The sequence below is a fragment of the Streptomyces sp. NEAU-sy36 genome (assembly GCF_013423905.1).
Classification (GTDB): domain Bacteria; phylum Actinomycetota; class Actinomycetes; order Streptomycetales; family Streptomycetaceae; genus Streptomyces; species Streptomyces misionensis.
The window spans coordinates 1,485,597-1,509,570 of the sequence record NZ_CP058977.1 but is presented as its reverse complement, the minus strand read 5'-3'; the positions used below and the strand labels follow the sequence as shown (position 1 = coordinate 1,509,570).

The following is a 23,974-nucleotide window of genomic DNA, read 5'->3' as shown; positions in this document are numbered from 1 at the left end:
GATCAGTCGAGATCGCAAGGAGTCCGCGATGCTGTCCGAGCAGTCCGCCGCCACCGTCCGCGCCACCCTTCCCGCCGTGGGCGCGGCCATCGAGCAGATCACCGATCGCTTCTACTCGCGCCTCTTCGCGGCGCACCCGGAGCTGCTGCGTGACCTGTTCAACCGGGGCAACCAGGCCTCCGGCGCCCAGAAGTCGGCCCTCGCGGGCTCCATCGCGGCGTTCGCCGGCCACCTGGTGCAGCACCCGGACGAGCGTCCGGACGTGATGCTGAGCCGCATCGCCCACAAGCACGCCTCCCTGGGCGTGGTGCCCGAGCAGTACCCGGTCGTCCACGAGCACCTCTTCGCCGCGATCGCCGAGGTCCTCGGCGACGCCGTCACCCCCGAGGTCGCCGAGGCCTGGACCGAGGTCTACTGGCTGATGGCCAACGCCCTCATCGCCATCGAGAAGCGCCTCTACGAGGAGAGCGGCTCCAAGGAGCTGCACGCCTGGGAGGTCGTGGGCCGCGAGGAGGACACCGCAGACGTGGTCACCTTCCGGGTGCGCCCGGTCGGCGGCGCCCCGGTGCGGCAGTTCCGGGCCGGGCAGTACGTCTCCGTCGGGGTGAAGCTCGCCGACGGTGCCCGCCAGATACGCCAGTACAGCCTGTCCGGCGCCCCCGGCGAGTCGGTGCGGCAGTTCAGCGTCAAGCGGGTGCACGGCGGGGCGACCCCCGACGGCGAGGTCTCCAACCACCTGCACGCCAACGTCCGGGTGGGTGACGTGCTCGAACTCTCGGAGCCGTTCGGCGACCTGGTGCTCGACGACATCGCCGGGCGGCCCCTGCTGCTCGCCTCCGCCGGCATCGGCGTGACCCCCATGGTCGCGATGCTGGCCGCGCTCGCGGCCGACGGGCACGACGCCCCGGTCACCGTGGTGCACGGCGACCGCTCCCCCGCCGACCACGCGCTGCGCAACGACCACCAGGCCTACGCCGCCAAGCTCGCGGACTGCGCCGCCCACTTCTTCTACGAGCGTGACGCCGAGCCCGGCAGCCGCACCGGTCTGGTCGACCTGTCCGGCATCCCGGTGGCCTCCGGCACCCGCGCCTACCTGTGCGGCCCGCTGCCCTTCATGCGCGCCGTGCGCGCCCAGCTGATCGAGAAGGGTGTGGCCCCGGCCGACATCCACTACGAGGTCTTCGGGCCCGACCTGTGGCTCGCCTCGGGCAACTGAGCACACCGCGCGGGGGCCGTCCACCGGTGCGACCGGTGGGCGGCCCTTCGCCTTGCCCGAGCGCCGGGCGACGGCGGGGTTTCAGGAGAGAGGGGTGCCGGAGGGGCCCATCGAGATGCCCAGCAGGACCGGCCCCGTGGGGTCCTTGACGATCTGGTCCAGGGTGATCGGGTCCAGGTAGGAGTAGAAGGCGTCCTGCGCCCGGCGCAGGGCACCGCGCAGGCGGCAGTCCGAGCGCAGCGGGCAGGGGGTGGGGCCCTCGCACTCCACCACCTCGTCCTCGCCCTCGAAGCTGCGGACCACCGCGCCGACCGAGGCCGTACGGCCCCGCTCGGTGAGCGCCAGGCCGCCGCCGCGGCCGCGGCGCGCGTCGACCAGACCCATGTGCTGGAGCTCGGCGACCACCTTCGCGGCGTGCGTGTAGGGCACGCCCATGTCCTCGGCGACCTTGCGGGTCGCGGGCGTGTCATGGGTGGTGACGGCGAGGCGCATGAGGATGCGCAGGGCGAGGTCGGTGGAGCGCAGCAGCCGCATAGCGCGAGCGTAAATAATACGCATCCACGGTGCAAATATTCCCGATTGCCGCACGCGGTCTACGGCAGGCGTCCACCTCGCCATTACGATCAGCGGGCCCCACCACCCCCGTCCGCCCCTTTCCCCCAGAAGGACAACGCCTCATGGGTTCCGCCAGCAACAGCAGCAACGCGGCGCGCAAGGCGCGCATCGAGGAGATGCGGCGCGCCGAGCGCTCCCGCGAGCGCCGCAACCGGGTGCTGATCGTCGCCGCGTCCGTGGTGGTCGTCGCCGGGCTCGTGGTCGGCGGTGTGGCCCTCGTGGACTCCGGCTCCGACTCCGGCAAGAAGGACTCCACGACGGCCGCCGGCGACAGCGGCAAGAACGTCGACAGCAAGAGCTCCGGGGACTCCGGGCACTTCACCACCGGCAAGGACGGCGTGCGCGTCTGGAAGGGCACGCTGGCGCGGACCCATGTGACGACCAAGGTGTCGTACCCCATGCACCCGCCGGTCGGCGGCAACCACAACCCGGTGTGGGCCGACTGCAACGGCGACGTCTACACCCAGCAGCTGCACGACGAGAACGCGGTGCACTCGCTGGAGCACGGCGCGGTCTGGGTGACGTACACCGACAAGGCGAGCAAGGCCGACGTCGAGGCGCTGGCGGCGAAGGTGAAGCAGACGCCGTACTCGCTGATGAGCCCGTACGAGAGCCAGTCCGCGCCGCTGATCCTGTCCGCGTGGGGCCACCAGGTGGCCGTCAAGAGCGCGAAGGACCCAGAGGTAAACAAGTTCTTCTCGGACTTCGTGCAGGGCCCGCAGACGCCCGAGCCGGGCGCCTCCTGCACCGGCGGAGTGATGAAGTGAGCCGGCGCGTCATCGGCTGGGCGGCGGGTGCCGCGGCGGCGGCGCTCGTCGCGGCCGGCGGGATCACGTACGCGGTCGCCGATTCCGGTGACGGCCCGGCGGCGGTGAAGACGCCGGGCGCGGACTCGGCGGACGCCGGGTTCGCGCGGGACATGGCCGTGCACCACCAGCAGGCCGTCGAGATGTCGTACATCGTGCGGGACCGCACGAAGGACGAGGACGTGCGGCGGCTCGCCTACGACATCGCGCAGACGCAGGCCAACCAGCGCGGGATGCTGCTGGGCTGGCTGGATCTGTGGGGGCTGCCGAAGGTGTCGGCCGATCCGCCGATGACCTGGATGGGCATGGGCGGCATGGTCACCGCGAAGGACGGTTCGCTGATGCCCGGCATGGCGACCAACACCCAGCTGGACAAGCTGCGCACGCTCAGCGGGAAGCAGGCCGAGATCTTCTACCTCCAGCTGATGACGAACCATCACAAGGGCGGCATCCACATGGCGGAGGGCTGTGTCGCCAAGTGCACCGTGGGCGTGGAGAAACGGCTGGCCCAGGGCATGGTCGACGCGCAGCAGTCGGAGCTCCAGGTGATGGCCGGGATGCTCAAGGAGCGCGGTGCCGAACCGCTTCCGTGACCAGGGAACAAGTCACTTCGTAACACAGCCGTAAGGAAAAACTGCCCAAATCCCCCTGCGTAACGGTTACTTGAGTTTCTCTTGACCATTACGTTCCCCTGGCATGAACGGTTCATCGGCCAGAGTTGCCCCCATCGTGTGATCCATTCGCCGGCCGACACCACCGCCGCGGGCCGGCGCACGGAGCCGCGATGCACCTACCTACTACGTGCATGCGTATCGCATCGCAGGGGGTTCTATGAGATCCAACCGCGCCAAGACGCGCGCCGTGAGCATGGCAGCGACACTGCCCATGATCGCCGGTGCGCTGGCGCTGGGCATACCCGCGGCCCACGCCGCGGACAGCCCCGCTCGTGACGTACTGAAGGGCACCAAGCCGCTGTGGGCCACCGCCAAGGCGGACAAGGGAGCCACCTCGAACGGCGCCCAGGTCAAGGCCCGGGTCTACCTCGCCGGCAAGGACGCGTCGGGCCTCGCCGCCTACGCGAAGGCCGTGTCCGACCCCAGCTCGCCCCAGTACGGCAAGTACCTGAGCGCCAAGCAGGCCCAGTCCCGCTTCGGCGCCACCAAGGCCCAGGTCGCCGCCGTCAAGTCCTGGCTGACGGCCTCCGGTCTGAAGGTCACCGAGGTCACCCAGCACTACGTCGCCGTCTCCGGTGACGTGGCCGCCGCCGAGAAGGCGTTCGGCACCCAGCTGCACAACTTCGCCAAGGGCTCGAAGACCTACCGCGCCCCGGCGCAGACGGCCTCCGTCCCGGCCGCCCTGAAGGGCACCGTCCTGACCGTCACCGGTCTGGACAGCGCGCCGCACAAGGCGAACCACGACGACACGCTGCCGCCGCCGGACGCCGTGTTCAAGAACGCCGGGCCGTTCTCCACGTACTACGGCTCCAACATCGCGAGCACGCTGCCGAGCGCGTACGGCCAGAAGCAGCCGTACGCCGTGAAGGGTTACACCGGCAAGCAGCTGCGCGCCGCCTACGGTGCCGGCAAGTACACCGGCAAGGGCGTCCGCGTCGCCATCACCGACGCCTACGCCTCGCCGACCATCGCCTACGACGCCGGCAAGTACGCGGCGAACAACGGCGACAAGGCGTGGAAGACCAGCCAGCTGCACCAGGTGCTGCCGAACGAGTACACCAAGACGGACGAGTGCGGTGCCGCCGGCTGGTACGGCGAGGAGACCCTCGACGTCGAGGCCGTGCACGCGGTCGCGCCGGACGCCGACGTGACCTACGTCGGTGCGGCGTCCTGCTACGACGACGACCTGCTCGACTCGCTGAGCAAGGTGGTCGACAACCACCTGGCCGACATCGTCTCCAACTCGTGGGGCGACGTGGAGGCCAACCAGACGCCGGACCTCGCGGCCGCCTACGACCAGGTGTTCCAGCTGGGCGCGGTGCAGGGCATCGGCTTCTACTTCTCCTCCGGTGACGACGGCGACCAGGTCGCCAACACCGGTGTGAAGCAGGTCGACACGCCGGCCAACTCCGCCTGGGTGACCGCCGTCGGCGGTACGTCCCTCGCGGTCGGCAAGAACGACAAGTACATGTGGGAGACCGGCTGGGGCACCGAGAAGGCGACCCTGTCCGCGGACGGCACGAGCTGGACGAACTTCCCCGGCACCTTCAACTCGGGTGCGGGCGGCGGCACCAGCAGCACGGTCGCCGAGCCGTACTACCAGAAGGGCGTCGTCCCGGACGCGCTCGCCAAGGCGAACAACGCCTCCGGCAACCGCGTCGTCCCGGACATCGCGGCCATCGCCGACCCGAACACCGGCTTCCTGGTCGGCCAGACCCAGACCTTCCCCGACGGGTCGCAGCAGTACAGCGAGTACCGCATCGGCGGCACCTCGCTGGCCGCGCCGACCATCGCGGGTGTCCAGGCCCTGGCCCAGGAGGCGCGCGGCGGCGCGGCGATCGGCTTCGCCAACCCGTCGATCTACGCCAAGTTCGGTGAGAAGGGCGTCTACCACGACGTCACGGACAACCCGACGGGCCACGGCCTCGCGGTCATCCGCGTCGACTACGCCAACAGCGTGGACGACAGCAAGGGCCTGCTCTACTCCGTCCGCAGCCTCGGCAAGGACAGCTCGCTGTCCGCGACCAAGGGCTACGACGACGTGACGGGCGTGGGCTCCCCGGCGGACGGCTACGTCAAGTCGTTCACGAAGGGCGCCGAGAAGCAGCACTGACGCTGCCGCCGAGCCCGGCCGAGCCGGGCCGAGCAAGGAGAGGGGCGCGGGGTCCTGGTGACCCCGCGCCCCCTTCTCGTTCCGGGATCGCGGTCGCGGGTCGGGGCGCGGGCGCCCGCGTCCGCCGGTTCGGCCGACGCGGGAACCCGGTTTCACCTACCGGTGCGCGGTTACCGCTGTGGTTTGCAGGACCACTCCTCGTCGATCAGCTCGATGACGGACTGATCGTATGCCGAGGGGTTCCAGCCGTCGTCGAGGAACAGTGCGGTCACCACGTCGACCGGGCTGTCCGAGACCTCGGACAGGCACGGGTCCCCTGGCGCCCCGCGACGGGCGAGGAGGTTCTTCGCGGCCCGCATGTCCCGCACACCGACGCGGTATCTCGCCTCGACGGTGACGGTCGTGCTCTTCCTGCCCTTCGGGGTCTTCTCCGGGGCGGGATCTTCTTCCTCCCTGCGGACCGCGAACGGATTTCCCCAGCGGGTCGCCGTGAAGCAGGCGTCCGCGTATTTCCGTACCGCGTCGGTCACCGCGTCGACCGCCGACATGACGGCTACCGGGTCGTCCGCGTCGGCGTGCAGCTGGAGTGCGTGCAGTCGCACCGCGTCCGCCAGTGCGTCGGCGAGGGTGAGCAGGTCGTCCGCGGTCTGTTCAGCCATGGCCGGGTTCCCCATCCGCGCCGGGGGTCAGGGAGTCGGCCACGTGCCGAGGGCGCGGGCCAGCCGGTCGTTCTGCTCGCGGGTGATGCCCTGGGCGAGGCGGACGCCGAAGCGCGGGCTCATCGGTTCGTCGCAGTGCAGGATGCCGAGGAAGGGCTCCTGGCCGCCCGAGAGGGGCGAGGCGCCGGCGGGCGTCCACGCGGCGGGCTCCCACAGCGGGTGGTCCGCGAGGAGTGCCTCCGCGAGGCCCGGAGCCAGTTCGGCGGGGACGCCCGCCCGCACCAGGGCGTCGGCGACGACGTCCGCGGCCTCCTCGGGCAGGTCCTGGTCGCCGAGGGCGGGCAGCAGCAGGAGCAGCCGCGCGTACTCCGCGTGGATTCCCGGGGCGCCGGGGTCCGGGGTGCGGGCGATGTGCACCAGCTCCCGCCAGGACAGGCCCGGCCCGGCCTGGTGGCCGCCGACGGAGGCCAGGTGGCCGGCGCGGTCCCATTCGGGGTGGGTGACGAGGTACTCCGTCCCCGGGTCGTCGGCGAGGTTGCAGCAGAGCACCACCGCGGTGTGGCCGCCACCGAAAGGTATCCGGAACACCGGCCACCGGTCCTCGTCGGTCAGCGCGAGCCACGCGGCGTCGGTGTCGGCACCGTCCGCGCCGAACCACTCCGGAACGGGGTCGTACTCCTCCGTCTGGCTCAGCCACAGCAGGTACGCCGCCCAGAACCCGGGCAGCGCCGACAGCTCCTCCCCGCCGACGAGGGGGGCGTTCTCGAAACCGTGTATCAGCACGGGTCCAGAGTGCCAGCCGCCTGTGACAGTCCGTCCGCGCGGAACGGCCACCGGCGCGGGCTCGCCGCGGCCGGTGGCCGGTTTCCGCGCCGCGCGCCCGAGCTAGCGGACGTGGACCGTGACGACGTCGGAGGCGTGCAGTCGCACGGGGTGGCGGTCGTGCTTGTCCTTCAATCCGTAGAGCACCGCACGGAATTGCAGGTCGCCGCGGTGCGCGGCCGAGCCGCGCGCGGTGAGCCGCGCGCCGGCCTTGGCCGCGGTGGTGCAGTTCTCCTGGTGCCACGGCTGCTTGCCGGCGCGCTCCTCCAGGCACAGCTGGTGCAGGTAGCCGGCGCTGTCGTCGTCACCGTGCGCGGTGATCGTGAACGTCTTGCCGACGTGCGCCGTACGAGGTGCCGTGATGTCCACGTCTCCCTTGGCGAACGCGGGCACGGCGGCCAGCGTCACCGCGGCCAGACCCAGCGCGCCGATCACGGCCGCCCGGACGCCCCGCGCCCTCGTCCCGGACTTCTCCGTCCTGATCATGCGTTTTCCCCTCCCGTGGATCGCGAAGGCGCCGGATCGCGCCCCGCCGGTCGTTGAGATGAGGGGCCGCTTCGTCCGGTTGTGTCCCGCCCGGGGGTGTTACGGAACCATGACATACGGGGCCTCAGCGGGCGGACCGGCGTTCGAACGGCCGGTCGATTACGGCGGCGCCGAGGCAGCCGAGCGCGAGCACGCAGAAGGCGGTCCGGACGGCATGGGCGATCTGCCAGCGGTCGCGGACGCCCGCCCAGTCCGCCGGGGGCGACTGCGCGTCCCAGGCGAACTGGTCGAGGTTGATGGGCGCGTTGACCGTGAACGTGACCACCAGGGAGAGCACCAGCAGGACGAGTGCCGCGGCGGCGGGGCGCAGCGCCGGGCTGCCGGCCCTGCGCGCGAGGAGGACCAGCAGCACGACGGCGGCGAACGTGGGCACGAAGATGACACCGATGAACCAGGGGAAGTAGGCGTGCTCGGCCTGCCGGACCTGGATGTAGGCCGGGGCGCCCAGTCGGCGCAGGGCCAGTTCGAGGACGAACGTGGTCAGGGCGCCTCCGGTGAGCACTCCGCCGCCCAGCAGGCTCACGTACCGCGTGGCCTTGACAAGCTGGTCGTTCGTCACCGTGCACGCTCCCGTCGGGTTCCGGCCGTCGCCTCAGGTTATGGGCGCGGGGGCGTGGCCGCCGGGGTGACACCACCACACCGGGCGGCCGTCGGACACCCTCGGGTGGGTGCCGGTGCGGTGGGTGGCGCAGAGCGGCCAGACCGTGCGGTGGCGGTCCGCCAGGTACGTCTGGACGGCCTCGGCCACGTCCACATGGACCTCCGGGGGCTCGGCGGACCAGATCGCCGAGCCGTCGAAGGAGACGCCGCCCACGGGGAACTGCTCGCACGGCTCCTCGACGTGGAGGTGTGCGGGTACGTCGATCCCGGTGTGCGCGCGGGCCGTCGCGGAGACGCGGGTGAACGCCTCCCCGATGTCCCTCAGCCTGCGGTCGAAGGCCAGCCACGCGAAGCGCTCCGCGGGGAGTTCGCCGTTCGCCTCGAACACCTCCCGGGTCCAGGGGGGCGGGTCGTCTGGGTCGGGGTAGTTCAACTCCTCGTGCAGACGGCGCAGCCAGTCCCGGTAGGCGTCCTCGTACCGCACTAGTCCGACTTCAGCGAGGCGACGAAGGGCGCCCAGGCGGTGGCGGAGAGGAGGAGGGCGGGGCCGTGGGGGACCTTGGAGTCCCGGACGGGGACGAGGCCGGGGATGCCGTTGGCGACTTCGAGGCAGTTGCCGCCGCTTTCGTTGCTGTAGCTCGACTTCCGCCAGAGGGCGGCGCCGGGGAAGTCGCCGGCGACCTCGACGCAGTCGCCGCCACCCCCGTTGCTGTAGCTGCTCTTGAACCAGAGCGCGTCACTCAAGTCGATCCGGCTGCTTGCCATTTCGGTAGTCCTCTGCCGCGGCTTTGATCAGGTCGAGGGACGCCTCCGGAGACAGCGCGACGGCCCTGAGCCGATCGTACGACCTGCGGTACTCCTTCACGATGGACGGATCGTCGATGGTGTCTCCGCTGTGCAGCGCCTCCGTGTAGAACAGTGGTGGTGCGTCAGGGAAGGTCATGATCTTCGCCGAGCCGATCATGAGCGGGTGTGTGCCCACCTTCCGCAGGAGGAGCTGCGGAGTGATCCGGCGCCGCTCGGTCAACTCCACGATGCGGTCCAACTGTTCGGCCATCTTTGGGAACGGCAGGATCGGATCGGTGATCAGCGACTCGTGCAGGATCGCCCAGTACTCCGGGATCCGGTGGTCCACCTCGAAGAGTTCGGCGCGCGCCATCCGGGCGTTGACCTTCTGCGCCACCTCTTCCTCAAGGGACAGCGGAAGCTCCGCCAGGATGACGGCCCGTGCGTAGGCGGGTGTCTGGAGCAGCCCGGGAATGAGGATCGGGCACCACTCCTCGATCGTCAGGGCGAACTTCTCCGCCTCCAGCACCTTCTCGAAGTACGCGGCATGCCCGGACCTCTTGGCCCGCTGCACATCCTCGCAATGCCTCTCGAAGAACCCGTCCGTCCCCAGCACCCGGTCCGCGTGCCGGGCCAGGTCGAGTGGCATCCGGCGCTGGCCGTGCTCGATGTCGCTGAGGTAGGACTTGCCGTAGAAGCTGCCCTCCAGGAACGCCTCCAGCGACAGGCCCGCCGCCTCCCGCTTCCACCGCAGCTCCTTGCCGTAGAAGGTCGGGACGCTCATCGAGCCGTCGATGTCCTTACGCCGCACCACGCGCTCACCGCCGTAACTCACCGTGCTGATTCCGCCGTTCGCGTCGTGGACGCGAAACCGCTTCCACGGTAGCGAACCGGGCGACACTCTGTGAGGTGTTCGTCACGCAACGCACAGGAGGCAGAGCAACCCCATGTCGGACCACTCCCCCACGACCTACGACGTCACCCTCTGCGTCGAGGAACTGCGCGCCGCCCTCGCCCTGCACGGCATCACGCTGCCGTCGCTCAGCCTCCACCTGCCGAGCTTCGCGGCCAGGTACGGGGAGAACACGGGGCTCGTCGCGCTGGGCAACTGCAACACGACCACGGCGCGGGCACTCGCCGCCGTGCTCAGGAAGGCGGCGGGCGAGTGACGCGGCCCGTCGAACTGCGCGTGCGGGCCACACCGGGGGCCGTGCCGGAGGTGCGGCACCGGCTGCGGGAGTACGGCTACGACGTCCGCCTGTGCGTCACCGAACTGCTGACCAACGTCGTCCGGCACGTGGGCGAGGGAGCGCCGGTCGGGGTCCGGGTGGCCGGGGCCGGGGAGCCGGGCCGGGTCCGTGTCGAGGTGACGGACCCGGACCCGGGCGCCGTGCCCACCGTGCGGTCGGCGGTGGAGACCGCGGAGTGCGGGCGGGGGCTGGTCCTGGTCTCCGCGCTGGCGGACCGGTGGGGGGTGGAGCAGGGGCCGGGCGGCAAGACGGTCTGGTGCGAGCTGGCCCCGGACCGGGACACGGCCGACCCGGGCGAGGTGTTCGGCGATCTCGGCGGTGAGCAGGGCCGGGTTCTCACCGGGCAGGCCGCGGCCGCCGGGGACGCGGAGCGGCCGGGCGTGCGGCACGAGTCCGGGTGACGGGCGCCGTGCGGTGAGGCGGGCGGGCGCCCGGTGTCACACGGCCGGCTGACGCCGCTGGGCCGTTCAGGTGACCGCGCGCGTGTCACGGTTTGTCGTCCGATGGGTTGGAAAACTACGGCACGGCCCACACGGGTGGGCCGCTCGACCTGGCCGGTGTGAAAGGTGATGCTGCATGACCCTCGGACTTCGCAAGGCCGTCGCTGTGGCGATTCTCGCGGTGACGGCTTCGTTCCTGCCGTCCGCCGGCGCCACGGCCGCCGAGCCGGGCGCGGGCGCCCGCGCCGCGGCGGGCAACTACTGTCTCGCCAACACGTGGAACACCCCGGAGGTGCGCACCCGGCAGTGCGACGGCTTCGACCGCGGCCAGCACTGGACGATCGACGGAGACATGATCCGGCTCACCTACGCGTCCGGCTACTGCCTCGCCAACACCTGGAACACCCCCGAGGTCCGCACCCGGCCCTGCGACGGCTTCGACCGCGGCCAGCACTGGACCGTCCGCGGCCGGCAGATCAGCCTGACCCACGCGTCCGGCTACTGCCTCGCCAACACCTGGAACACCCCCGAGGTCCGCACCCGGCCCTGCGACGGCTTCGACCGCGGCCAGCACTGGACCATCGACGGCACCCAGATCAGCCTGACCTACGCCTGATCGCGGAAAGCGGCCCGCCCGGACCTCGCGGCCGAGGTCCGGGCGGGCCGGCCGGAAAGGCGGGACGTCAGCGGTGCACCGCCGTCGCCCCCTCCGGCACGTGCGTGGTGACCACGCGTCCCGTCGCCGGGGTCGCCCGGCGGCGGTCCACCGTGTACGCCGCGGCCGCCACGCCCAGGCCGAGCACCGCGAGTGCCGCTCCGGCCAGTGCCGGGGAGGTCGTACCCCAGCCCGCCGCCAGGGTGAGCCCGCCCACCCAGGCGCCGCCCGCGTTGGCCAGGTTGAAGGCGGCCTGGTTGGCGGAGGAGGCCAGGGAGGGGGCGGCCGAGGCCTTCTCCATCACCATCAGCTGGAGGGGGGAGCCGGTCACGAACGCCGCCGTGCCCAGCAGCGTCACCGCCAGCGCCGCGCTCCACTCCGTCCGCATCAGCAGCGGGAACAGGGCGAGGACCGCGGCGAGGGAGACCAGGCCGCCGAAGAGGGTGCCGCGCAGCGAGTGGTCCGCCAGCCGGCCGCCCAGCAGATTGCCCGCCGTCGCGCCCACGCCGAACAGCGCCAGCAGCAGGGTCACGCTGGTCTCGGCGTACCCCGCCGCCCCGGTCAGCATCGGCGTCACGTAGCTGTACGCCGCGAACAGCGCGCCGAAGCCCGCCACCGTCGTACCGAGGGCCAGCCACACCGGCAGGGACCGCAGCGCGGCCAGTTCTCCGCGCAGGCCCGCGGAGGGGGCGTGCGTGTGGTCGCGCGGGATCAGAAAGGCCAGGGAGGCTATCGCCACCAGGCCGATCGCGCTCACGCCCAGGAACGTCGCCCGCCACCCCAGGTGCTGGCCCATCAGCGTGGCCGCCGGGACGCCCGCGATGTTGGCGACCGTCAGGCCGAGGAACATCAGCGACACCGAGCGGGCCTTGCGCTCCGGCGGGACCATGTTCGTCGCGACGACGGCGCCCACCCCGAAGAACGCCCCGTGCGGCAGGCCGCTGACGAAGCGGGCCGCCAGCAGGGAGCCGTTGCCGGGGGCGCACGCCGACAGTGCGTTGCCCGCGACGAACAGCGCCATCAGCGCGATCAGGACCGTGCGCCGGGACATCCGGGCCGTGGCGGCGGCCAGCAGCGGGGCGCCGACGACGACGCCCAGCGCGTACGCCGAGACCAGATGGCCGGCGGCCGGGATGGAGACGTGCAGGTCGTCCGCGACGTCCGGGAGCAGTCCCATCATCACGAACTCGGTGGTGCCGATACCGAAAGCGCCGACGGCCAGGGCGAGCAGGGCCAGGGGCATGGAGGGGCCTGTGCCTTTCAAAAGCGAAGGGGGAGCAGCTGAATTGTTCAGCTGATGAACAAAGTCTCCCAGGCCCGCTATTCCAGCAGGTTACGAGCGCGTGTCCAGGTTCACACGGGCCGCCACCGGAAGGTGGTCGCTGCCCGTGCGCGGCAGCGTCCAGCTGCTCTCCGGGGCCATGCCCTTGACCATGATCTGGTCGATCCGCGCCATCGGGAACGACGCCGGCCAGCTGAACCCGAAGCCGCTGCCCGCCGCGCCCTGCGTGGAGCGCAGCTGGGAGGTGACGCCGTTGAGCGAGCGGTCGTTCATCGTACCGTTGAGATCGCCGAGCAGAATGACCCGCGGCAGGGTCTCGTCGGCGACGGCCTCGCCGAGCGCGTCGGCGCTGGTGTCCCGCTGCCGCGCGGTGAACCCGGCCTTGAGCTTCACCCGGACCGAGGGCATGTGGGCGACGTACACGGCGACCGGACCCTCGGGCGTGGCCACCGTGGCGCGCATCGCCCGCTTCCAGCCGAGCTTGATGTCCACGGCCCGCACGCCGCTCAGCGGGTACTTGCTCCACAGCCCGACCGTGCCCTCGACCGCGTGGTACTTGTACGTCGGCGCGAGCGCCCGCGTGTAGACCGGGACCTTGCCGGCGGGGACCTCCTCCAGCGCGAGGACGTCGGCGCCCGAGGAGGCCACCTCGCGGGCGGTGCCCGCCGGGTCGGGGTTGTCGGCGTTGACGTTGTGCGTGGCCACCATCAGGTCGCCGCCGCCGTTCGACTTGTCGGTGAGCAGCCCGCCGAAGAGGTTGAGCCAGACGATCGCCGGGAGGAGTACGGCGATGAGCGTGATCGCCGACTTCCGCCACAGGCCGAGCAGCAGCAGGACCGGCACGAACACGCCGAGCCAGGGCAGGAAGGTCTCGGTGAGGCTGCCGAGGTTGCCCACGGTGTTGGGCACGTGCGCGTGCAGCAGCATCACCAGCGCGAGGAGCAGGGCGGCCCCGGCGAGGACGGCGCCCCGGCGCCAGATGCCCGCGTCGCCCCGCCAGGGGGCGAGCAGACGGTGCATCAGACGCCGCAGCCGGGACCCCGGGCGTTCGGGCCCCGAACCGCCGTCAGCCGTCTCCGTCATGTACGCCTGCTGCGCCATACCGTCTGCCTCACTGCCTGCCGTGCACACCGTTCGCCCCCCTGGGTTCCGACCCTAGGGGATGATCGGCTCCGTTCCGCCGTCCCATGACGGCCGTACGCAAGACGAGGACGAACAGGCGGTGCGGGGAGTTCCGGTCAGGCGCCCGGTGGCGGGCGTCTGTGACAGAACGGGCACATTAGTGCGATCTCGTACCGGAGCTGACGGGCCGTAGCCCTTCGAGGGTCGCGTCGACGATCCGCTCCGCCAGGTCCTCGGGGAGGTCGCCCTGGGGACGCATGGTGGTGCGCACCAGCATGGCGCCGACGAACATGTCGTTGGCCAGTTCGAGGTCGATGTCGGTGCGCAGCTCGCCGTCGCGCTGCCCGCGCCGGAGCACCTCCAGCATCAGGACGCGGCGGGGCGCGACGACGCTCGCGTGGTAGGCCGCCCAGATCCGGGGGCTGGACTTCATCTGCACGTAGACGTTGTGCAGGATCGCGGAGGCGCGGCTGACCAGGCCGCGCCGGCGCAGGGACTCCAGCAGGACGATCAGGTCGTCGCGCATGGAGGTGCCGGGGAGCTCGGGGTCGGGCGGTTCGGCGGCCCGCAGGACGTCGACGAACAGCTCTTCCTTGCCGCTCCAGCGGCGGTAGATGGTGGCCTTGCCGACCCCTGCCGTGCGGGCGATGCGCTCGATGGAGATCTCGGCGAGCGGTACGCCGTCCTCCAGGAGCTGCATCACGCCTTCCAGGATGGCCTGTTCCACGGCCTCGCTGCGGGGCCGGCCCCGGGCGGGGCCGGCCGCGCCCGGCTGGTTGTCGGCAAGGCTCACGTCATTCCGTCCTCTCGGTGTGCTGCGGGAATTCTCCCGCAGCCGCCTCCTCCCCCCGTTGAGCCTCGGTGGACACCGGTTCGTCGGCCGGGTGGCCGGCGCCTCAGTCCATCGCGGCGACCAGTTCCGCTTCCTCGTCGCGCCGCTCGTCCTGCTTCGGCCTGCCCGGCAGGAACATGGCCGTGACCAGGGCGCCGATCAGGGCGACGCCGGTGCCCCACAGGGCGGTGACGTGCATGGCGTGCAGGAAGGCGTCGTCGGCCGGGCCGACCAGGAGCTTGCCCTGGGGGCCGAGCTTCTCGGCGATGCCGAGGGTGGCCTCGATGGAGTCGCCGGCCTTGTCGCGCAGGGCGGCGGGCAGCGGGCCGAGCTTGTCCTCGATGCCGTTGCGGTAGGCGGTGGCCAGCACCGAGCCGAGGACGGCGATGCCGAGGGCGCCGCCGACCTGGCGGAAGGTGTTGCTCAGCGCGGAGGCGGAACCGGCCTTCTCGCGCGGCAGCGCCTGCATGATGACGACCGAGGTCGGCGTCATGATGTGCGCCATGCCGGTGCCCATCAGGAAGAAGATGACCTCCAGCAGCCAGATCGGGGTGTCGGCGTCGAAGGTGGCGAAGGTCGCGAGCATGCCCGCGATCACCACCAGGCCGGCGGTGGTGGTGGCCTTGTTGCCGAACCGCTGGACCACCAGGCGGGCGCGCGGCGCGAAGATCATCTGCGCGGCGGCCAGCGGCAGCATCAGCACGCCCGACTTGAGCGGCGAGTAACCGCGCACGCTCTGGGTGTAGAAGACCGAGAAGAAGGTGACGCCCATCAGCGCGAAGAAGACCAGCGCGATGGCGGCCATGGCGGCCGAGAACACCTTGTTCTTGAAGTAGCTGACGTCCAGCGACGGGTGGTCGCTGCGCTTCTCGAAGACGACGAAGGCGGCGAGCACGACGACGCCGGCGGCGATGGTGGCGAGCACGGTCGGGTCGGTGAAGTCGGCCAGCTGGCCGCCCTTGATGATGCCGTAGACCAGCAGCACCAGGCCGACGACCGACAGGACGACGCCGATCGGGTCGAGGCGGCCCGGGTTGGGGTCGCGCGAGTCGGGGACCAGCCAGAGCATCAGGCCGAGCGCGATGATCACGATCGGCACGTTGACGAAGAAGACCGAGCCCCACCAGAAGTGGTCGAGCAGGGCGCCGCCGGTGATCGGGCCGATGGCGATGGCGAGGCCGACGCCGCCGGCCCAGATGCCGATGGCCTTGGGCTGCTCGTCGCGCTCGAAGACGTTCATCAGGACGGCGAGCGTGGCCGGCATGACGAAGGCGGCACCGAGGGCCATCAGGGCGCGGTAGGCGATCAGCTGGCCCGGGGAGCCGGACTCGGCGGCGAGGGCGGAGCCGACGCCGAACAGGGCGATGCCGCCGAGCAGCACCTTCTTGCGGCCGAGGCGGTCGCCGATGAGTCCGGCGGTGAACAGCAGGCCCGCGAAGACGAGGGTGTAGGCGTTGATCGCCCACTCGATCTGGCTCTGCGTGGCACCCAGGCCGGTCGGGGCCGGGGTGGAGATGGTCTTGATGGCGACGTTCAGGATCGAGTTGTCGAGCACCACGATGAGCAGGCTCAACATCAGCACGCCGAGGATGGCCCAGCGGCGGCGGTGCACCGCCTCGGGTATCCGGGAGGCAGGGACGGCAGTAGTCATGTGTTCGAGCCTAGTTGGATTCCGATACGGAACCGTCTCGTATCTTAATTAATTTACCGAGAACTTACCCGTCCGGAGGGTTGACTTTGCCCTAAACGGAAGGGTGGCTTCGGGCGACGGCAAGGATCACAGGGGGTGCTCTGGCCCTGAATGGCACGAGGTGCCACCATGGACTCGATCCGGAGACGCCGTACGGGCGCTTCGAGATGACTGAAGGAGCCGTTGCCATGACGCAGCTTTCGGCTGCCCAGAACAAGCCTTCCGACGGCAGCAAGGCGCTGTACGGGGGGAAGGGCACCCGCCGCATCACGGTCCGCGACATCACCCTCGCCAAGGAGCGGGGCGAGAAGTGGCCCATGCTCACCGCCTACGACGCGATGACCGCGTCCGTCTTCGACGAGGCCGGCATCCCGGTCCTCCTGGTCGGCGACTCGGCGGGCAACTGTCACCTCGGGTACGACACCACCGTGCCCGTCACCCTCGACGAGATGACGATGCTCTCGGCGGCCGTCGTCCGGGGCACCAGCCGCTCCCTGATCGTCGCCGACCTGCCCTTCGGCTCCTACCAGGAGGGCCCGGTGCAGGCGCTGCGCTCGGCCACCCGGCTGGTCAAGGAGGCCGGCGTCGGCGCGGTCAAGCTGGAGGGCGGCGAGCGCTCGCACGAGCAGATCCGGCTGCTGGTGGAGTCCGGCATCCCGGTCATGGCGCACATCGGCCTGACCCCCCAGTCCGTCAACGCGATGGGCTACCGCGTCCAGGGGCGCGGCGAGGAAGCGGCGGCGCAGCTGCTGCGCGACGCGAAGGCCGTCCAGGACGCGGGGGCGTTCGCGGTGGTCCTGGAACTGGTGCCCGCCGAGCTGGCGGCCGAGGTGACCCGGACACTGCACATCCCCACGGTCGGCATCGGCGCCGGTCCCGAGACGGACGCGCAGGTCCTGGTGTGGACGGACATGCTGGGACTGACGTCCGGCCGGGTGCCGAAGTTCGTCAAGAAGTACGCGGACCTGCGTGAGGTCATGGGGTCCGCGGCGAAGTCCTTCGCGGAGGACGTCGTCGGCGGGGCGTTCCCGCTGGAGGAGCACTCCGTCCACTAGCCACCACGGCACCACCGGCAGCCCCGTCGATCTTCCCCCGTCGACGGGGCTGTCCCGTGTCCGCCCCCGGCGGGGCCTGCGCCGGCGGTCTGTCGGCGGGCTGTCGGCCGGTTGTCGGTGGTTTGTCGGTGGCGGCTGACATGGTCCTTCCCATGACGCGAATCGATGAGAACCCCGGCGGCGGACGGAACGCCGTGAGCGTGCGGGGGCTGGTCAAGCACTACGGCGAGACCAAGGCGCTGGACGGCGTCGACCTGGACGTGCGCGAGGGCACCGTGATGGGCGTGCTGGGCCCGAACGGCGCCGGCAAGACGACCCTCGTCCGCATCCTGTCCACCCTGATCACCCCGGACGCCGGCCGGGCGACCGTGGCCGGCTACGACGTCGTGCGCCAGCCCCGGCAGCTGCGCAAGGTGATAGGTCTCACCGGGCAGTACGCCTCGGTCGACGAGAAGCTTCCCGGCTGGGAGAACCTGTACATGATCGGCCGGCTGCTGGACCTGTCCCGCAAGGACGCCCGTGCCCGCGCCGACGAACTGCTGGAGCGGTTCTCCCTCACGGAGGCCGCCAAGCGCCCGGCGAGCACGTACTCCGGCGGCATGCGCCGCCGTCTCGACCTCGCCGCCTCGATGATCGGCCGCCCGGCGGTGCTGTACCTGGACGAGCCGACCACCGGCCTCGACCCCCGCACCCGCAACGAGGTGTGGGAGGAGGTGCAGGCGATGGTCGGCGACGGCGTCACCGTGCTGCTCACCACCCAGTACATGGAGGAGGCCGAGCAGCTCGCCTCGGAGCTGACCGTGGTGGACCGCGGCAAGGTGATCGCGACCGGCGGCATCGAGGAACTGAAGGCCCGCGTCGGCGGCCGTACGCTGCGCGTGCGCCCGGTGGACCCGCTGGAGCTGGGCCCGCTCGCCACGATGCTGGACGAGCTGGGCATCACCGGCCTCGCCACCACCACCGTGGACAACGAGACCGGCACCCTGCTCGTCCCGATCCTCAGCGACGAGCAGCTGACGGCCGTGGTCGGCGCGGTCACCGCGCGCGGCATCACCCTCTCCTCCATCACCACCGAACTGCCCAGCCTGGACGAGGTGTTCCTGTCCCTCACCGGCCACCGTGCCGGTGCCCCGCAGGACACCGCGCCCGCCGACGCCCGCCAGGAGGCCGCCGTATGAGCGCCGTCACCACCCACGCCACACCGGCCGCCGCCGACGTCCGCATCCCGCTGCGCGGGCACCTGCGGCACACCGGTGCGCTCATCCGCCGCAACCTGCTGTGGATCCGGCAGGACCCGGAGTCGATGTTCGACGCCCTGCTGATGCCGATCGTCTTCACCCTGCTGTTCGTGTACGTCTTCGGCGGCTCCATCGGGCAGGCGCTCGGCGGCGGCCAGGAGCGGTACGTCCAGTACGTCATCCCGGGCATGCTGGCGATGATGAGCATGACCCTGTCCCAGGGCGTCGGCACCGGCTTCAGCCAGGACTTCAACAGCGGCGTGATGGACCGGTTCCGGTCGCTGCCGATCGGGCGCGGCTCGGTGCTCTTCGCGAAGATCGCCGTGGAGCTGGGCCGGATGCTGTTCGCGACGGCCGTGCTGATGGTCGTCGCCGTGCTGGTCGGCTTCCACATCACGAGCTGGCCCGGACTGTTCGCGACCGTGGGCCTGTCGGCGCTGTTCGCCTCCTCGATCATGTGGGTGTTCCTCACCCTCGGCGTGATCCTGAAGAGCGCGCAGTCGGTGCAGGGCGTGGGCTTCCTGGTGCTGTTCCCGCTCCAGTTCGGCTCCTCGATCTTCGCGCCGACCGCGTCGATGCCGGGCTGGCTCCAGGCCTTCACCGACTACAACCCGCTGTCCACGCTCGCCGACGCGGCCCGCGGCCTGATGGTGGGCGGCCCGGTGGCGCACGACCTGTGGGTGACCGTGGGCTGGTCGGTGGCGATCACCGCGGTGATGGCGCCGGTCGCGATCCACAAGTTCCGTACGAAGAGCTGACGTCCGCCGCGGCTCAGAGCAGGGCGGTGGCCTCCGCGAGGGAGAGGCCACCGCCCTCGGCGTACGCCGCCCGGTAGGCCCGCTCGTCCAGCGCCTCCCGGATGCGCTCCTCGGCCATGGCGCGGGCCCGCTGCTCCATGCCGGACAGGATGTGCCCGGTCGGCAGCAGAGCGTCGGCCGCGGCCAGCGCGCGGGCGGCGTCGGCGGCGCGGGCACCGGAGCCGGCCCGGGCCAGCGCCATGGCGCCGGTGGTGAGGGCGATGGAGGGCAGCTGCGGGGTGACGGCCTCGGCGAGCGGGTCCTCGGCGTGCCGGATCGCCGTGCGGACCCGGCCGAGCGCTTCTTCCTCCCGGCCGTCCAGCGCGTCCAGCAGGGCCTCCTGGCAGAGGATCACGGCATCGAAGACGACGAAGTTGGAGACCCTGAACTCCTCGCGCAGCAGCCTGATTTGTTCCCGGGCCTCGCCGGTCCGCCCGGTCAGGCCCAGCCAGCAGGCGAGGAAGAGCCGGGCGGCGGGCATGGCCTCGCTGTGCGTGTTCTCCTGGCTCGCGACGACCTCCCGCAGCAGCCGCTCGCCCTCCTCCAGCTCGCCCGACTCCATGAGCACGCTGCCGAGGCGGGCGGAGAGCACGGCGGTCTGGGCGCGGGCGCCGAGCCGTTCGGCGTGTTCGACGGCGGCCCGGTAGTCGAGGGCGGCCTCCTGATAGGCGCCCTTGCGCTCCCGGGCCTCGCCGCGCGCGGACAGGGCCTCGGCGGTGCCCCAGTCGTCGCCGAGGCGGCGGTAGAGGGCGAGTGCCTCGTCCGCGTCGCGGGCGGCGTCACCCGCCCAGGCGGAACGGTTGGCCAGGAGGTTGGCCCGCCACTGGAGGGCGCCGGCCAGTTCCCACTCGAAGCCGGGGGTCTCCCGGCAGGTCCGCACGTTGGCGTCGACGATCGTCCGCATCCGCTCCGCCCCGCCGGTGAGCATCACCGCGAAGAACCACACCATGCCGGGCGCCCGGCAGGTCTGCGGCATCCCCGGGCTGTAGACCTTCGCGACGGTGCGCAGCTTGGCCAGCGCCTCGGGGCTCTGCCAGGCGTCCAACTCGGTGTCCATGCAGGCCATGTGGGCGAGGTGGAGTCCGCGCCGGGCCTCGTGGAGCAGTTCCCCGGAGTACGGCGGCGGGGTCTCGGTGCAGCGCCGCCACACCGGTTCCGCGCGGCGCACCGGCTCGGTGAACGGGTCCGGGCCGAGCGTCATGACCTCCCGGCACCAGGTGCGGGCCTCGATCCGCTGGTCGCGCATCTGCCAGAACCACACCAGGGACAGCACCAGGCACAGCGCCTCCTGCTCGTCGCGCGCGGCGACGGCGTGTCTGAGGGCGGTGCGCAGGTTCTCGTACTCCAGCTGGATCCGGGCGATGGCGGCGCGCTGCTCCGGGCCGCGCAGCAACGGGTCGGTGGTGCGGGCGAGTTCGCGGTAGTACGTCAGGTGGGCGCGCTCCGTCTCGGTGCGCCGGCCGGACTCGGCGAGCCGTTCGGCGGCGTACTCGGCGACGGTCTCCAGCAGCCGGTAGCGCATCGTTCCGTCGGCCGAGGGGGCGGCCACCACCAGGGACTTGTCGACCAGGGAACCCACGGCTTCCAGGGCGACGGGCCCGCACACGGCCTCGGCGGCGGCCAGGTCGCAGCCGCCCGCGAAGACGGACAGCCCGGCGAGGACGTCGCGCTCGTCGGCGTCCAGCAGGTCCCAGGACCAGTCCACGACGGCCCGCAGGGTCTGCTGGCGGGGCAGCACGGTGCGGCTGCCCGAGGTGAGCAGGCGGAACCGGTCGTCGAGGCGGTCCGCGATCTGCCGGGGCGACAGCATCCGCAGCCGGGCGGCGGCCAGTTCGATGGCGAGCGGCAGTCCGTCCAGGCGGCGGCAGATCTCGGCGCAGGCCTCCGGGTCGTCCTCGACGCGGAAGCCGGGCCGGGCCGCGGCGCCCCGGTCGGCGAACAGCCGGAGCGCGACGGGCTCGGGCAGCGGCTCCACCGGGCGCACCAACTCGCCCGGCACGCCGAGGGGTTCGCGGCTGGTGGCGAGGACGGTCAGCCCGGGGCAGCGCTCCAGCAGCCGCTCGGCCAGCCGGGCGGCGGCGTCGACGACGTGCTCGCAGTTGTCGAGGACGATCAGCATCCGGCGCCGGGCGCAGTGCTCCACCAGCCGGTCCAGCGGGTCGTGCCCTTCGACCACGGCGCGCATGCTCTCGGCGCCGACGCCGTGCAGCACGGTCTCGCGGGCACCGATGGCGGTGAGCACGGCCTGCGGTACGGCGTCCGGGTCGTCCACGGGGGCGAGTTCGGCCAGCCAGACCCCGTCGCGCACGGAGTCCCGCACCGCCTCGGCGGCCTCCTGGGACAGCCGGGTCTTCCCGGCGCCGCCGGGCCCGAGCAGGGTGACCAGGCGGGCGGTTCCGAGGTCGGCCCCGATCGCCGCGAGGTCGGCCTCCCGGCCGACGAAGGAGGTGAGCCGGGCGGGAATGTTCCCCTGCCCGGACCCACCGGCCCGCCCGCCGTGACCGCTCGGCCCACCGGAACCACCGCGACCGTCCGGGCCGCCGTCCCCGTACCGGCCATCGGGGCCACCCGACCCGTCCAGACCGCCCGGTACTCCCTCGCCGTACCGGCCACCCGGGCCGTCCGGGCCACCATCGCCGTACCGGCCATCGCGGCCGTACCGTCCCGACGAGCCGCCGAAATCACCGAAGCCGCCGTCACCACCGGAGTCCCCGCGACCGCCCCGGTCGCCGTCCCCGTACCGGCCGGTGGGCCCGTCCGGACCACCGTCGCCGTAGCGGCCGTCGGGCCCTGCCGACTCGCCATGACCGGCCGCAACTCCCTCGCCGTACCGGCCACCCGGGCCGCCCGGACCGCCAGCGCCGTACCGGCCATCGCGGCCGTACCGTCCCGACGAGCCGCCAAAACCGCCGTCACCGTCGAAGTCGCCGCGACCGCCCCGGTCCTCGTCCCCGTACCGGCCGGTGGACCCGGCCGGGCCACCGTCGCCGTACCGGCCGTCGCGGCCGTACCGTCCCGACGACCCGTCGAAATCGCCGAAGCCGCCGTCACCACCGGAGTCGCCGCGACCGCCCCGGTCCTCGTCCCCGTACCGGCCGGTGGATCCGTCCGGACCAGCGGGGCCGTGCCGGCCGTCGTGGCCATACCGTCCCGACGAGCCGCCAAAACCGCCGTCACCACCGGAGTCGCCGCGACCGCCCCGGTCCTCGCCCCCGTACCGGCCGGCGGACCCGTCCGGACCACCGTCGCCGTACCGGCCCCCCGCGCCGCCCGGACCACCAGCGCCGTACCGGCCGTCGGAGCCGTCCGGAGCACCGGGACCGTACCGGCCGGTGGCGTCGTCCGGGCCGTCCCCGCCGTACCGGCCGCCCGAAGCGTCCCGGTCGTTCACGTGGCTTCCGGCGTCCATGCCTCTCCGGCCGCCCGCGCGGCCACGGCCGGGGTTCGTGCCCCGGGCGGTCCGCGGGGGGCCGGGCTGTCCGTCGTCGTCCGGGACCAGCAACCGGGCGTGCAGGGCGCGCAGTTCGGGGCCGGGGTCGGAGCCCAGGCGGTCGGCGATCAGCCGGCGGACGTCCTCGTAGGCGGCGAGGGCCTGGGCCGGGCGGCCGAGGTCGCGCAGGGCGCGCAGGCGCAGCGCCTGGAGCGGTTCGTCCAGCGGATGGGCGTCGCACAGGGCGGTCAGCTCGGGCAGGGCCGTCTCCGCCTGGCCGAGGGCGAGGGCGGCGGTGAGCCGGGCGCGCCGGGCGTCGAGGCGGCGGGTCTCCCAGCGGGCGGCCTCCGCGGTGTGGTCGGGCAGGTCGGCGAGGGCCGGACCGTGCCACAGCGCGAGGGCGTCGTCCAGGAGGGCGGCGGCCTTGGGCGCGTCGCCCTCGGCCAGGGCGGCGAGGCCGTCGCCGGTGAGCCGGTCGAAGCGGGTGAGGTCGACGTCCTCCGCGGCGGCGGCGAGCCGGTAGCCGCCCTCGGCGGAGGCGACCGCGTCCGCGCCGAGCGCCCGGCGCAGCCGGCCCACCAGCGCCTGGAGCGCCCCGGCGGCGTCGGCGGGCGGGTCCGCGCCCCACACCTCGTCCACCAGCACACCCGACGGCACGGTCCGCCCGGCCCGCAGCGCCAGGACGCTGAGCAGCGCGCGCAGCCGCGCCCCGCCGACCGGAACGGCCGTGCCGTCGGGGCGGAACGCCTGGGTGGGGCCGAGGAGGCGGTAACGCACGGGGTTCATTGTCTCCGAGGCTCGGGAAGCGGTCAGCGGGCGGTCACCGGCCGGGGCCGGCCGCCCCGTCGACGTCGAGGGTGACGAGGACGCCAACGGTACGACGGACGCGGCCCACGCCGTCCGCCGTGCCGAGGTCCCGCTCCTGGAAGGACTCCGGGCAGTGGTCGACGGGTTCCCGGGTCACCGAGCCGGGCACCGGTTCCAGTCCGCGTCCCGCGGCCCGCAGGACGAGTCCCCGCCCGGGTGCCGGGGGCTCGACGGCGGCGGCGCGGAAGGTGTACTCCTGGTGCACCAGCTCGATCTCCCGGACCCGCCCCGCGGTCCGCCCGCCGGTCCCGCCGTGGTTCTCCACCCAGGCCTCGGCGCCGTACCGGCGGTCCGTCCCGGCGCAGGCGACCAGCGTCCAGGTCACCTCGTCGCCCACCGCGAACGGCGTGCCGCAGCACTCCAGCTGCCAGTCCTCGTAGAACACCCTCTTGCGTGGCATTCGTCCACTGTCCAGGAACCGGACGGCGCGGGCGAGACGTTTTCCCCGTGTCCGCCGGGATCCTCCCGGACCCGTCCGC

At 72.3% G+C, this 23,974-nt stretch carries 24 protein-coding genes; 10 read left to right on the top strand and 14 right to left on the bottom strand.

Going from position 1 to position 23,974, the window contains the following annotated elements:
• Window positions 1–28 precede the first annotated feature (28 nt).
• Window positions 29–1,216, top strand: coding sequence for a globin domain-containing protein (locus tag HZZ00_RS06850; RefSeq protein WP_180331370.1), 1,188 nt, complete (start codon window positions 29–31; stop codon window positions 1,214–1,216).
• A gap of 81 nt (window positions 1,217–1,297) precedes the next feature.
• Here the strand turns inward: HZZ00_RS06850 and HZZ00_RS06845 are convergent, their stop codons facing one another.
• A complete protein-coding gene (locus tag HZZ00_RS06845; RefSeq protein ID WP_180331369.1) occupies window positions 1,298–1,750 on the bottom strand; it encodes an Rrf2 family transcriptional regulator in 453 nt (150 codons plus the stop codon).
• A 143-nt stretch (window positions 1,751–1,893) separates the two neighbouring features.
• On the opposite strand from HZZ00_RS06845, the gene HZZ00_RS06840 reads away from it, so the two are divergent.
• The 3 genes from HZZ00_RS06840 to HZZ00_RS06830 all read left to right on the top strand — a co-directional run bounded on the left by HZZ00_RS06840 (window position 1,894) and on the right by HZZ00_RS06830 (window position 5,424).
• Window positions 1,894–2,598: a DUF3105 domain-containing protein gene (locus tag HZZ00_RS06840; protein WP_180331368.1), complete on the top strand. Its 705-nt coding sequence runs from the start codon at window positions 1,894–1,896 to the stop codon at window positions 2,596–2,598.
• Entirely contained in the window at window positions 2,595–3,230 is a 636-nt protein-coding gene (locus HZZ00_RS06835) for a DUF305 domain-containing protein (RefSeq protein ID WP_180331367.1), read from the top strand. The genes HZZ00_RS06840 and HZZ00_RS06835 overlap by 4 nt, the downstream gene beginning before the upstream one ends.
• A 238-nt stretch (window positions 3,231–3,468) precedes the next feature.
• Window positions 3,469–5,424, top strand: coding sequence for a protease pro-enzyme activation domain-containing protein (locus HZZ00_RS06830; protein ID WP_180331366.1), 1,956 nt, complete (start codon window positions 3,469–3,471; stop codon window positions 5,422–5,424).
• A 170-nt stretch (window positions 5,425–5,594) separates the two neighbouring features.
• Here the strand turns inward: HZZ00_RS06830 and HZZ00_RS06825 are convergent, their stop codons facing one another.
• The 7 genes from HZZ00_RS06825 to HZZ00_RS06795 all read right to left on the bottom strand — a co-directional run bounded on the left by HZZ00_RS06825 (window position 5,595) and on the right by HZZ00_RS06795 (window position 9,651).
• Complete coding sequence (locus HZZ00_RS06825) at window positions 5,595–6,083, bottom strand: hypothetical protein (RefSeq protein ID WP_180331365.1); 489 nt, start codon at window positions 6,081–6,083, stop codon at window positions 5,595–5,597.
• Window positions 6,084–6,110: 27 nt separating this feature from the next.
• Entirely contained in the window at window positions 6,111–6,866 is a 756-nt protein-coding gene (locus HZZ00_RS06820) for a hypothetical protein (RefSeq protein ID WP_180331364.1), read from the bottom strand.
• A gap of 102 nt (window positions 6,867–6,968) precedes the next feature.
• Complete coding sequence (locus tag HZZ00_RS06815; RefSeq protein ID WP_180331363.1) at window positions 6,969–7,391, bottom strand: hypothetical protein; 423 nt, start codon at window positions 7,389–7,391, stop codon at window positions 6,969–6,971.
• A 124-nt stretch (window positions 7,392–7,515) separates the two neighbouring features.
• On the bottom strand, window positions 7,516–8,010 hold the full coding sequence (locus HZZ00_RS06810; RefSeq protein ID WP_180331362.1) for an anthrone oxygenase family protein: 495 nt from the start codon (window positions 8,008–8,010) through the stop codon (window positions 7,516–7,518).
• 33 nt (window positions 8,011–8,043) lie between these two features.
• Entirely contained in the window at window positions 8,044–8,535 is a 492-nt protein-coding gene (locus HZZ00_RS06805; protein WP_180331361.1) for a hypothetical protein, read from the bottom strand.
• Window positions 8,535–8,816 carry a DUF397 domain-containing protein gene (locus HZZ00_RS06800; RefSeq protein WP_180331360.1) on the bottom strand — a complete coding sequence of 94 codons (282 nt, stop codon included), beginning with the start codon at window positions 8,814–8,816 and terminating at the stop codon, window positions 8,535–8,537. The genes HZZ00_RS06805 and HZZ00_RS06800 overlap by 1 nt, the downstream gene beginning before the upstream one ends.
• The gene (locus HZZ00_RS06795) at window positions 8,788–9,651 is read right to left on the bottom strand and encodes a helix-turn-helix transcriptional regulator (RefSeq protein WP_257585691.1); all 864 of its coding nucleotides are present in this window, start codon (window positions 9,649–9,651) and stop codon (window positions 8,788–8,790) included. The genes HZZ00_RS06800 and HZZ00_RS06795 overlap by 29 nt, the downstream gene beginning before the upstream one ends.
• A 133-nt stretch (window positions 9,652–9,784) precedes the next feature.
• On the opposite strand from HZZ00_RS06795, the gene HZZ00_RS06790 reads away from it, so the two are divergent.
• The 3 genes from HZZ00_RS06790 to HZZ00_RS06780 all read left to right on the top strand — a co-directional run bounded on the left by HZZ00_RS06790 (window position 9,785) and on the right by HZZ00_RS06780 (window position 11,143).
• Complete coding sequence (locus HZZ00_RS06790; RefSeq protein WP_180331359.1) at window positions 9,785–10,006, top strand: hypothetical protein; 222 nt, start codon at window positions 9,785–9,787, stop codon at window positions 10,004–10,006.
• Entirely contained in the window at window positions 10,003–10,488 is a 486-nt protein-coding gene (locus HZZ00_RS06785; RefSeq protein ID WP_219013996.1) for an ATP-binding protein, read from the top strand. The genes HZZ00_RS06790 and HZZ00_RS06785 overlap by 4 nt, the downstream gene beginning before the upstream one ends.
• Before the next feature lie 175 nt (window positions 10,489–10,663).
• Window positions 10,664–11,143, top strand: coding sequence for an RICIN domain-containing protein (locus HZZ00_RS06780; protein ID WP_180331358.1), 480 nt, complete (start codon window positions 10,664–10,666; stop codon window positions 11,141–11,143).
• A 67-nt stretch (window positions 11,144–11,210) separates the two neighbouring features.
• On the opposite strand, the gene HZZ00_RS06775 is transcribed toward HZZ00_RS06780, so the two are convergent.
• From HZZ00_RS06775 to HZZ00_RS06760, 4 genes are all read right to left on the bottom strand, one after another.
• The gene (locus tag HZZ00_RS06775; protein WP_180331357.1) at window positions 11,211–12,425 is read right to left on the bottom strand and encodes an MFS transporter; all 1,215 of its coding nucleotides are present in this window, start codon (window positions 12,423–12,425) and stop codon (window positions 11,211–11,213) included.
• A gap of 90 nt (window positions 12,426–12,515) precedes the next feature.
• Window positions 12,516–13,484: an endonuclease/exonuclease/phosphatase family protein gene (locus HZZ00_RS06770; RefSeq protein ID WP_374028545.1), complete on the bottom strand. Its 969-nt coding sequence runs from the start codon at window positions 13,482–13,484 to the stop codon at window positions 12,516–12,518.
• 259 nt (window positions 13,485–13,743) lie between these two features.
• A complete protein-coding gene (locus HZZ00_RS06765) occupies window positions 13,744–14,379 on the bottom strand; it encodes a TetR/AcrR family transcriptional regulator (protein ID WP_070027530.1) in 636 nt (211 codons plus the stop codon).
• A gap of 103 nt (window positions 14,380–14,482) precedes the next feature.
• The gene (locus HZZ00_RS06760) at window positions 14,483–16,069 is read right to left on the bottom strand and encodes an MFS transporter (protein WP_180331355.1); all 1,587 of its coding nucleotides are present in this window, start codon (window positions 16,067–16,069) and stop codon (window positions 14,483–14,485) included.
• A 227-nt stretch (window positions 16,070–16,296) separates the two neighbouring features.
• Here HZZ00_RS06760 and panB point away from each other — a divergent pair, with 227 nt between their 5' ends.
• The 3 genes from panB to HZZ00_RS06745 all read left to right on the top strand — a co-directional run bounded on the left by panB (window position 16,297) and on the right by HZZ00_RS06745 (window position 19,159).
• Complete coding sequence (gene panB / locus HZZ00_RS06755; protein WP_180331354.1) at window positions 16,297–17,163, top strand: 3-methyl-2-oxobutanoate hydroxymethyltransferase; 867 nt, start codon at window positions 16,297–16,299, stop codon at window positions 17,161–17,163.
• A gap of 152 nt (window positions 17,164–17,315) precedes the next feature.
• Window positions 17,316–18,341: an ATP-binding cassette domain-containing protein gene (locus HZZ00_RS06750; RefSeq protein WP_180331353.1), complete on the top strand. Its 1,026-nt coding sequence runs from the start codon at window positions 17,316–17,318 to the stop codon at window positions 18,339–18,341.
• Window positions 18,338–19,159, top strand: a complete 822-nt coding sequence (locus tag HZZ00_RS06745) for an ABC transporter permease (RefSeq protein ID WP_180331352.1) — start codon at window positions 18,338–18,340, stop codon at window positions 19,157–19,159. Before HZZ00_RS06750 ends, HZZ00_RS06745 begins: the two co-directional genes overlap by 4 nt.
• A 13-nt stretch (window positions 19,160–19,172) precedes the next feature.
• On the opposite strand, the gene HZZ00_RS06740 is transcribed toward HZZ00_RS06745, so the two are convergent.
• A complete protein-coding gene (locus HZZ00_RS06740; RefSeq protein WP_180331351.1) occupies window positions 19,173–23,414 on the bottom strand; it encodes a BTAD domain-containing putative transcriptional regulator in 4,242 nt (1,413 codons plus the stop codon).
• A 34-nt stretch (window positions 23,415–23,448) separates the two neighbouring features.
• Entirely contained in the window at window positions 23,449–23,895 is a 447-nt protein-coding gene (locus tag HZZ00_RS06735; RefSeq protein WP_180331350.1) for a DUF6578 domain-containing protein, read from the bottom strand.
• Window positions 23,896–23,974: the final 79 nt, after the last annotated feature.

Bases quoted from the DNA above. Each gene is read 5' to 3' on its own strand.
- HZZ00_RS06850 (WP_180331370.1), top strand. From the start codon at position 29: ATGCTGTCCGAGCAGTCCGCCGCCACCGTCCGCGCCACCCTTCCCGCC.
- HZZ00_RS06845 (WP_180331369.1), bottom strand. From the start codon at position 1,750: ATGCGGCTGCTGCGCTCCACCGACCTCGCCCTGCGCATCCTCATGCGC.
- HZZ00_RS06840 (WP_180331368.1), top strand. From the start codon at position 1,894: ATGGGTTCCGCCAGCAACAGCAGCAACGCGGCGCGCAAGGCGCGCATC.
- HZZ00_RS06830 (WP_180331366.1), top strand. From the start codon at position 3,469: ATGAGATCCAACCGCGCCAAGACGCGCGCCGTGAGCATGGCAGCGACA.
- HZZ00_RS06825 (WP_180331365.1), bottom strand. From the start codon at position 6,083: ATGGCTGAACAGACCGCGGACGACCTGCTCACCCTCGCCGACGCACTG.
- HZZ00_RS06815 (WP_180331363.1), bottom strand. From the start codon at position 7,391: ATGATCAGGACGGAGAAGTCCGGGACGAGGGCGCGGGGCGTCCGGGCG.
- HZZ00_RS06800 (WP_180331360.1), bottom strand. From the start codon at position 8,816: ATGGCAAGCAGCCGGATCGACTTGAGTGACGCGCTCTGGTTCAAGAGC.
- HZZ00_RS06790 (WP_180331359.1), top strand. From the start codon at position 9,785: ATGTCGGACCACTCCCCCACGACCTACGACGTCACCCTCTGCGTCGAG.
- HZZ00_RS06780 (WP_180331358.1), top strand. From the start codon at position 10,664: ATGACCCTCGGACTTCGCAAGGCCGTCGCTGTGGCGATTCTCGCGGTG.
- HZZ00_RS06775 (WP_180331357.1), bottom strand. From the start codon at position 12,425: ATGCCCCTGGCCCTGCTCGCCCTGGCCGTCGGCGCTTTCGGTATCGGC.
- HZZ00_RS06770 (WP_374028545.1), bottom strand. From the start codon at position 13,484: ATGCACCGTCTGCTCGCCCCCTGGCGGGGCGACGCGGGCATCTGGCGC.
- HZZ00_RS06760 (WP_180331355.1), bottom strand. From the start codon at position 16,069: ATGACTACTGCCGTCCCTGCCTCCCGGATACCCGAGGCGGTGCACCGC.
- panB (WP_180331354.1), top strand. From the start codon at position 16,297: ATGACGCAGCTTTCGGCTGCCCAGAACAAGCCTTCCGACGGCAGCAAG.
- HZZ00_RS06750 (WP_180331353.1), top strand. From the start codon at position 17,316: ATGACGCGAATCGATGAGAACCCCGGCGGCGGACGGAACGCCGTGAGC.
- HZZ00_RS06745 (WP_180331352.1), top strand. From the start codon at position 18,338: ATGAGCGCCGTCACCACCCACGCCACACCGGCCGCCGCCGACGTCCGC.
- HZZ00_RS06740 (WP_180331351.1), bottom strand. From the start codon at position 23,414: ATGAACCCCGTGCGTTACCGCCTCCTCGGCCCCACCCAGGCGTTCCGC.
- HZZ00_RS06735 (WP_180331350.1), bottom strand. From the start codon at position 23,895: ATGCCACGCAAGAGGGTGTTCTACGAGGACTGGCAGCTGGAGTGCTGC.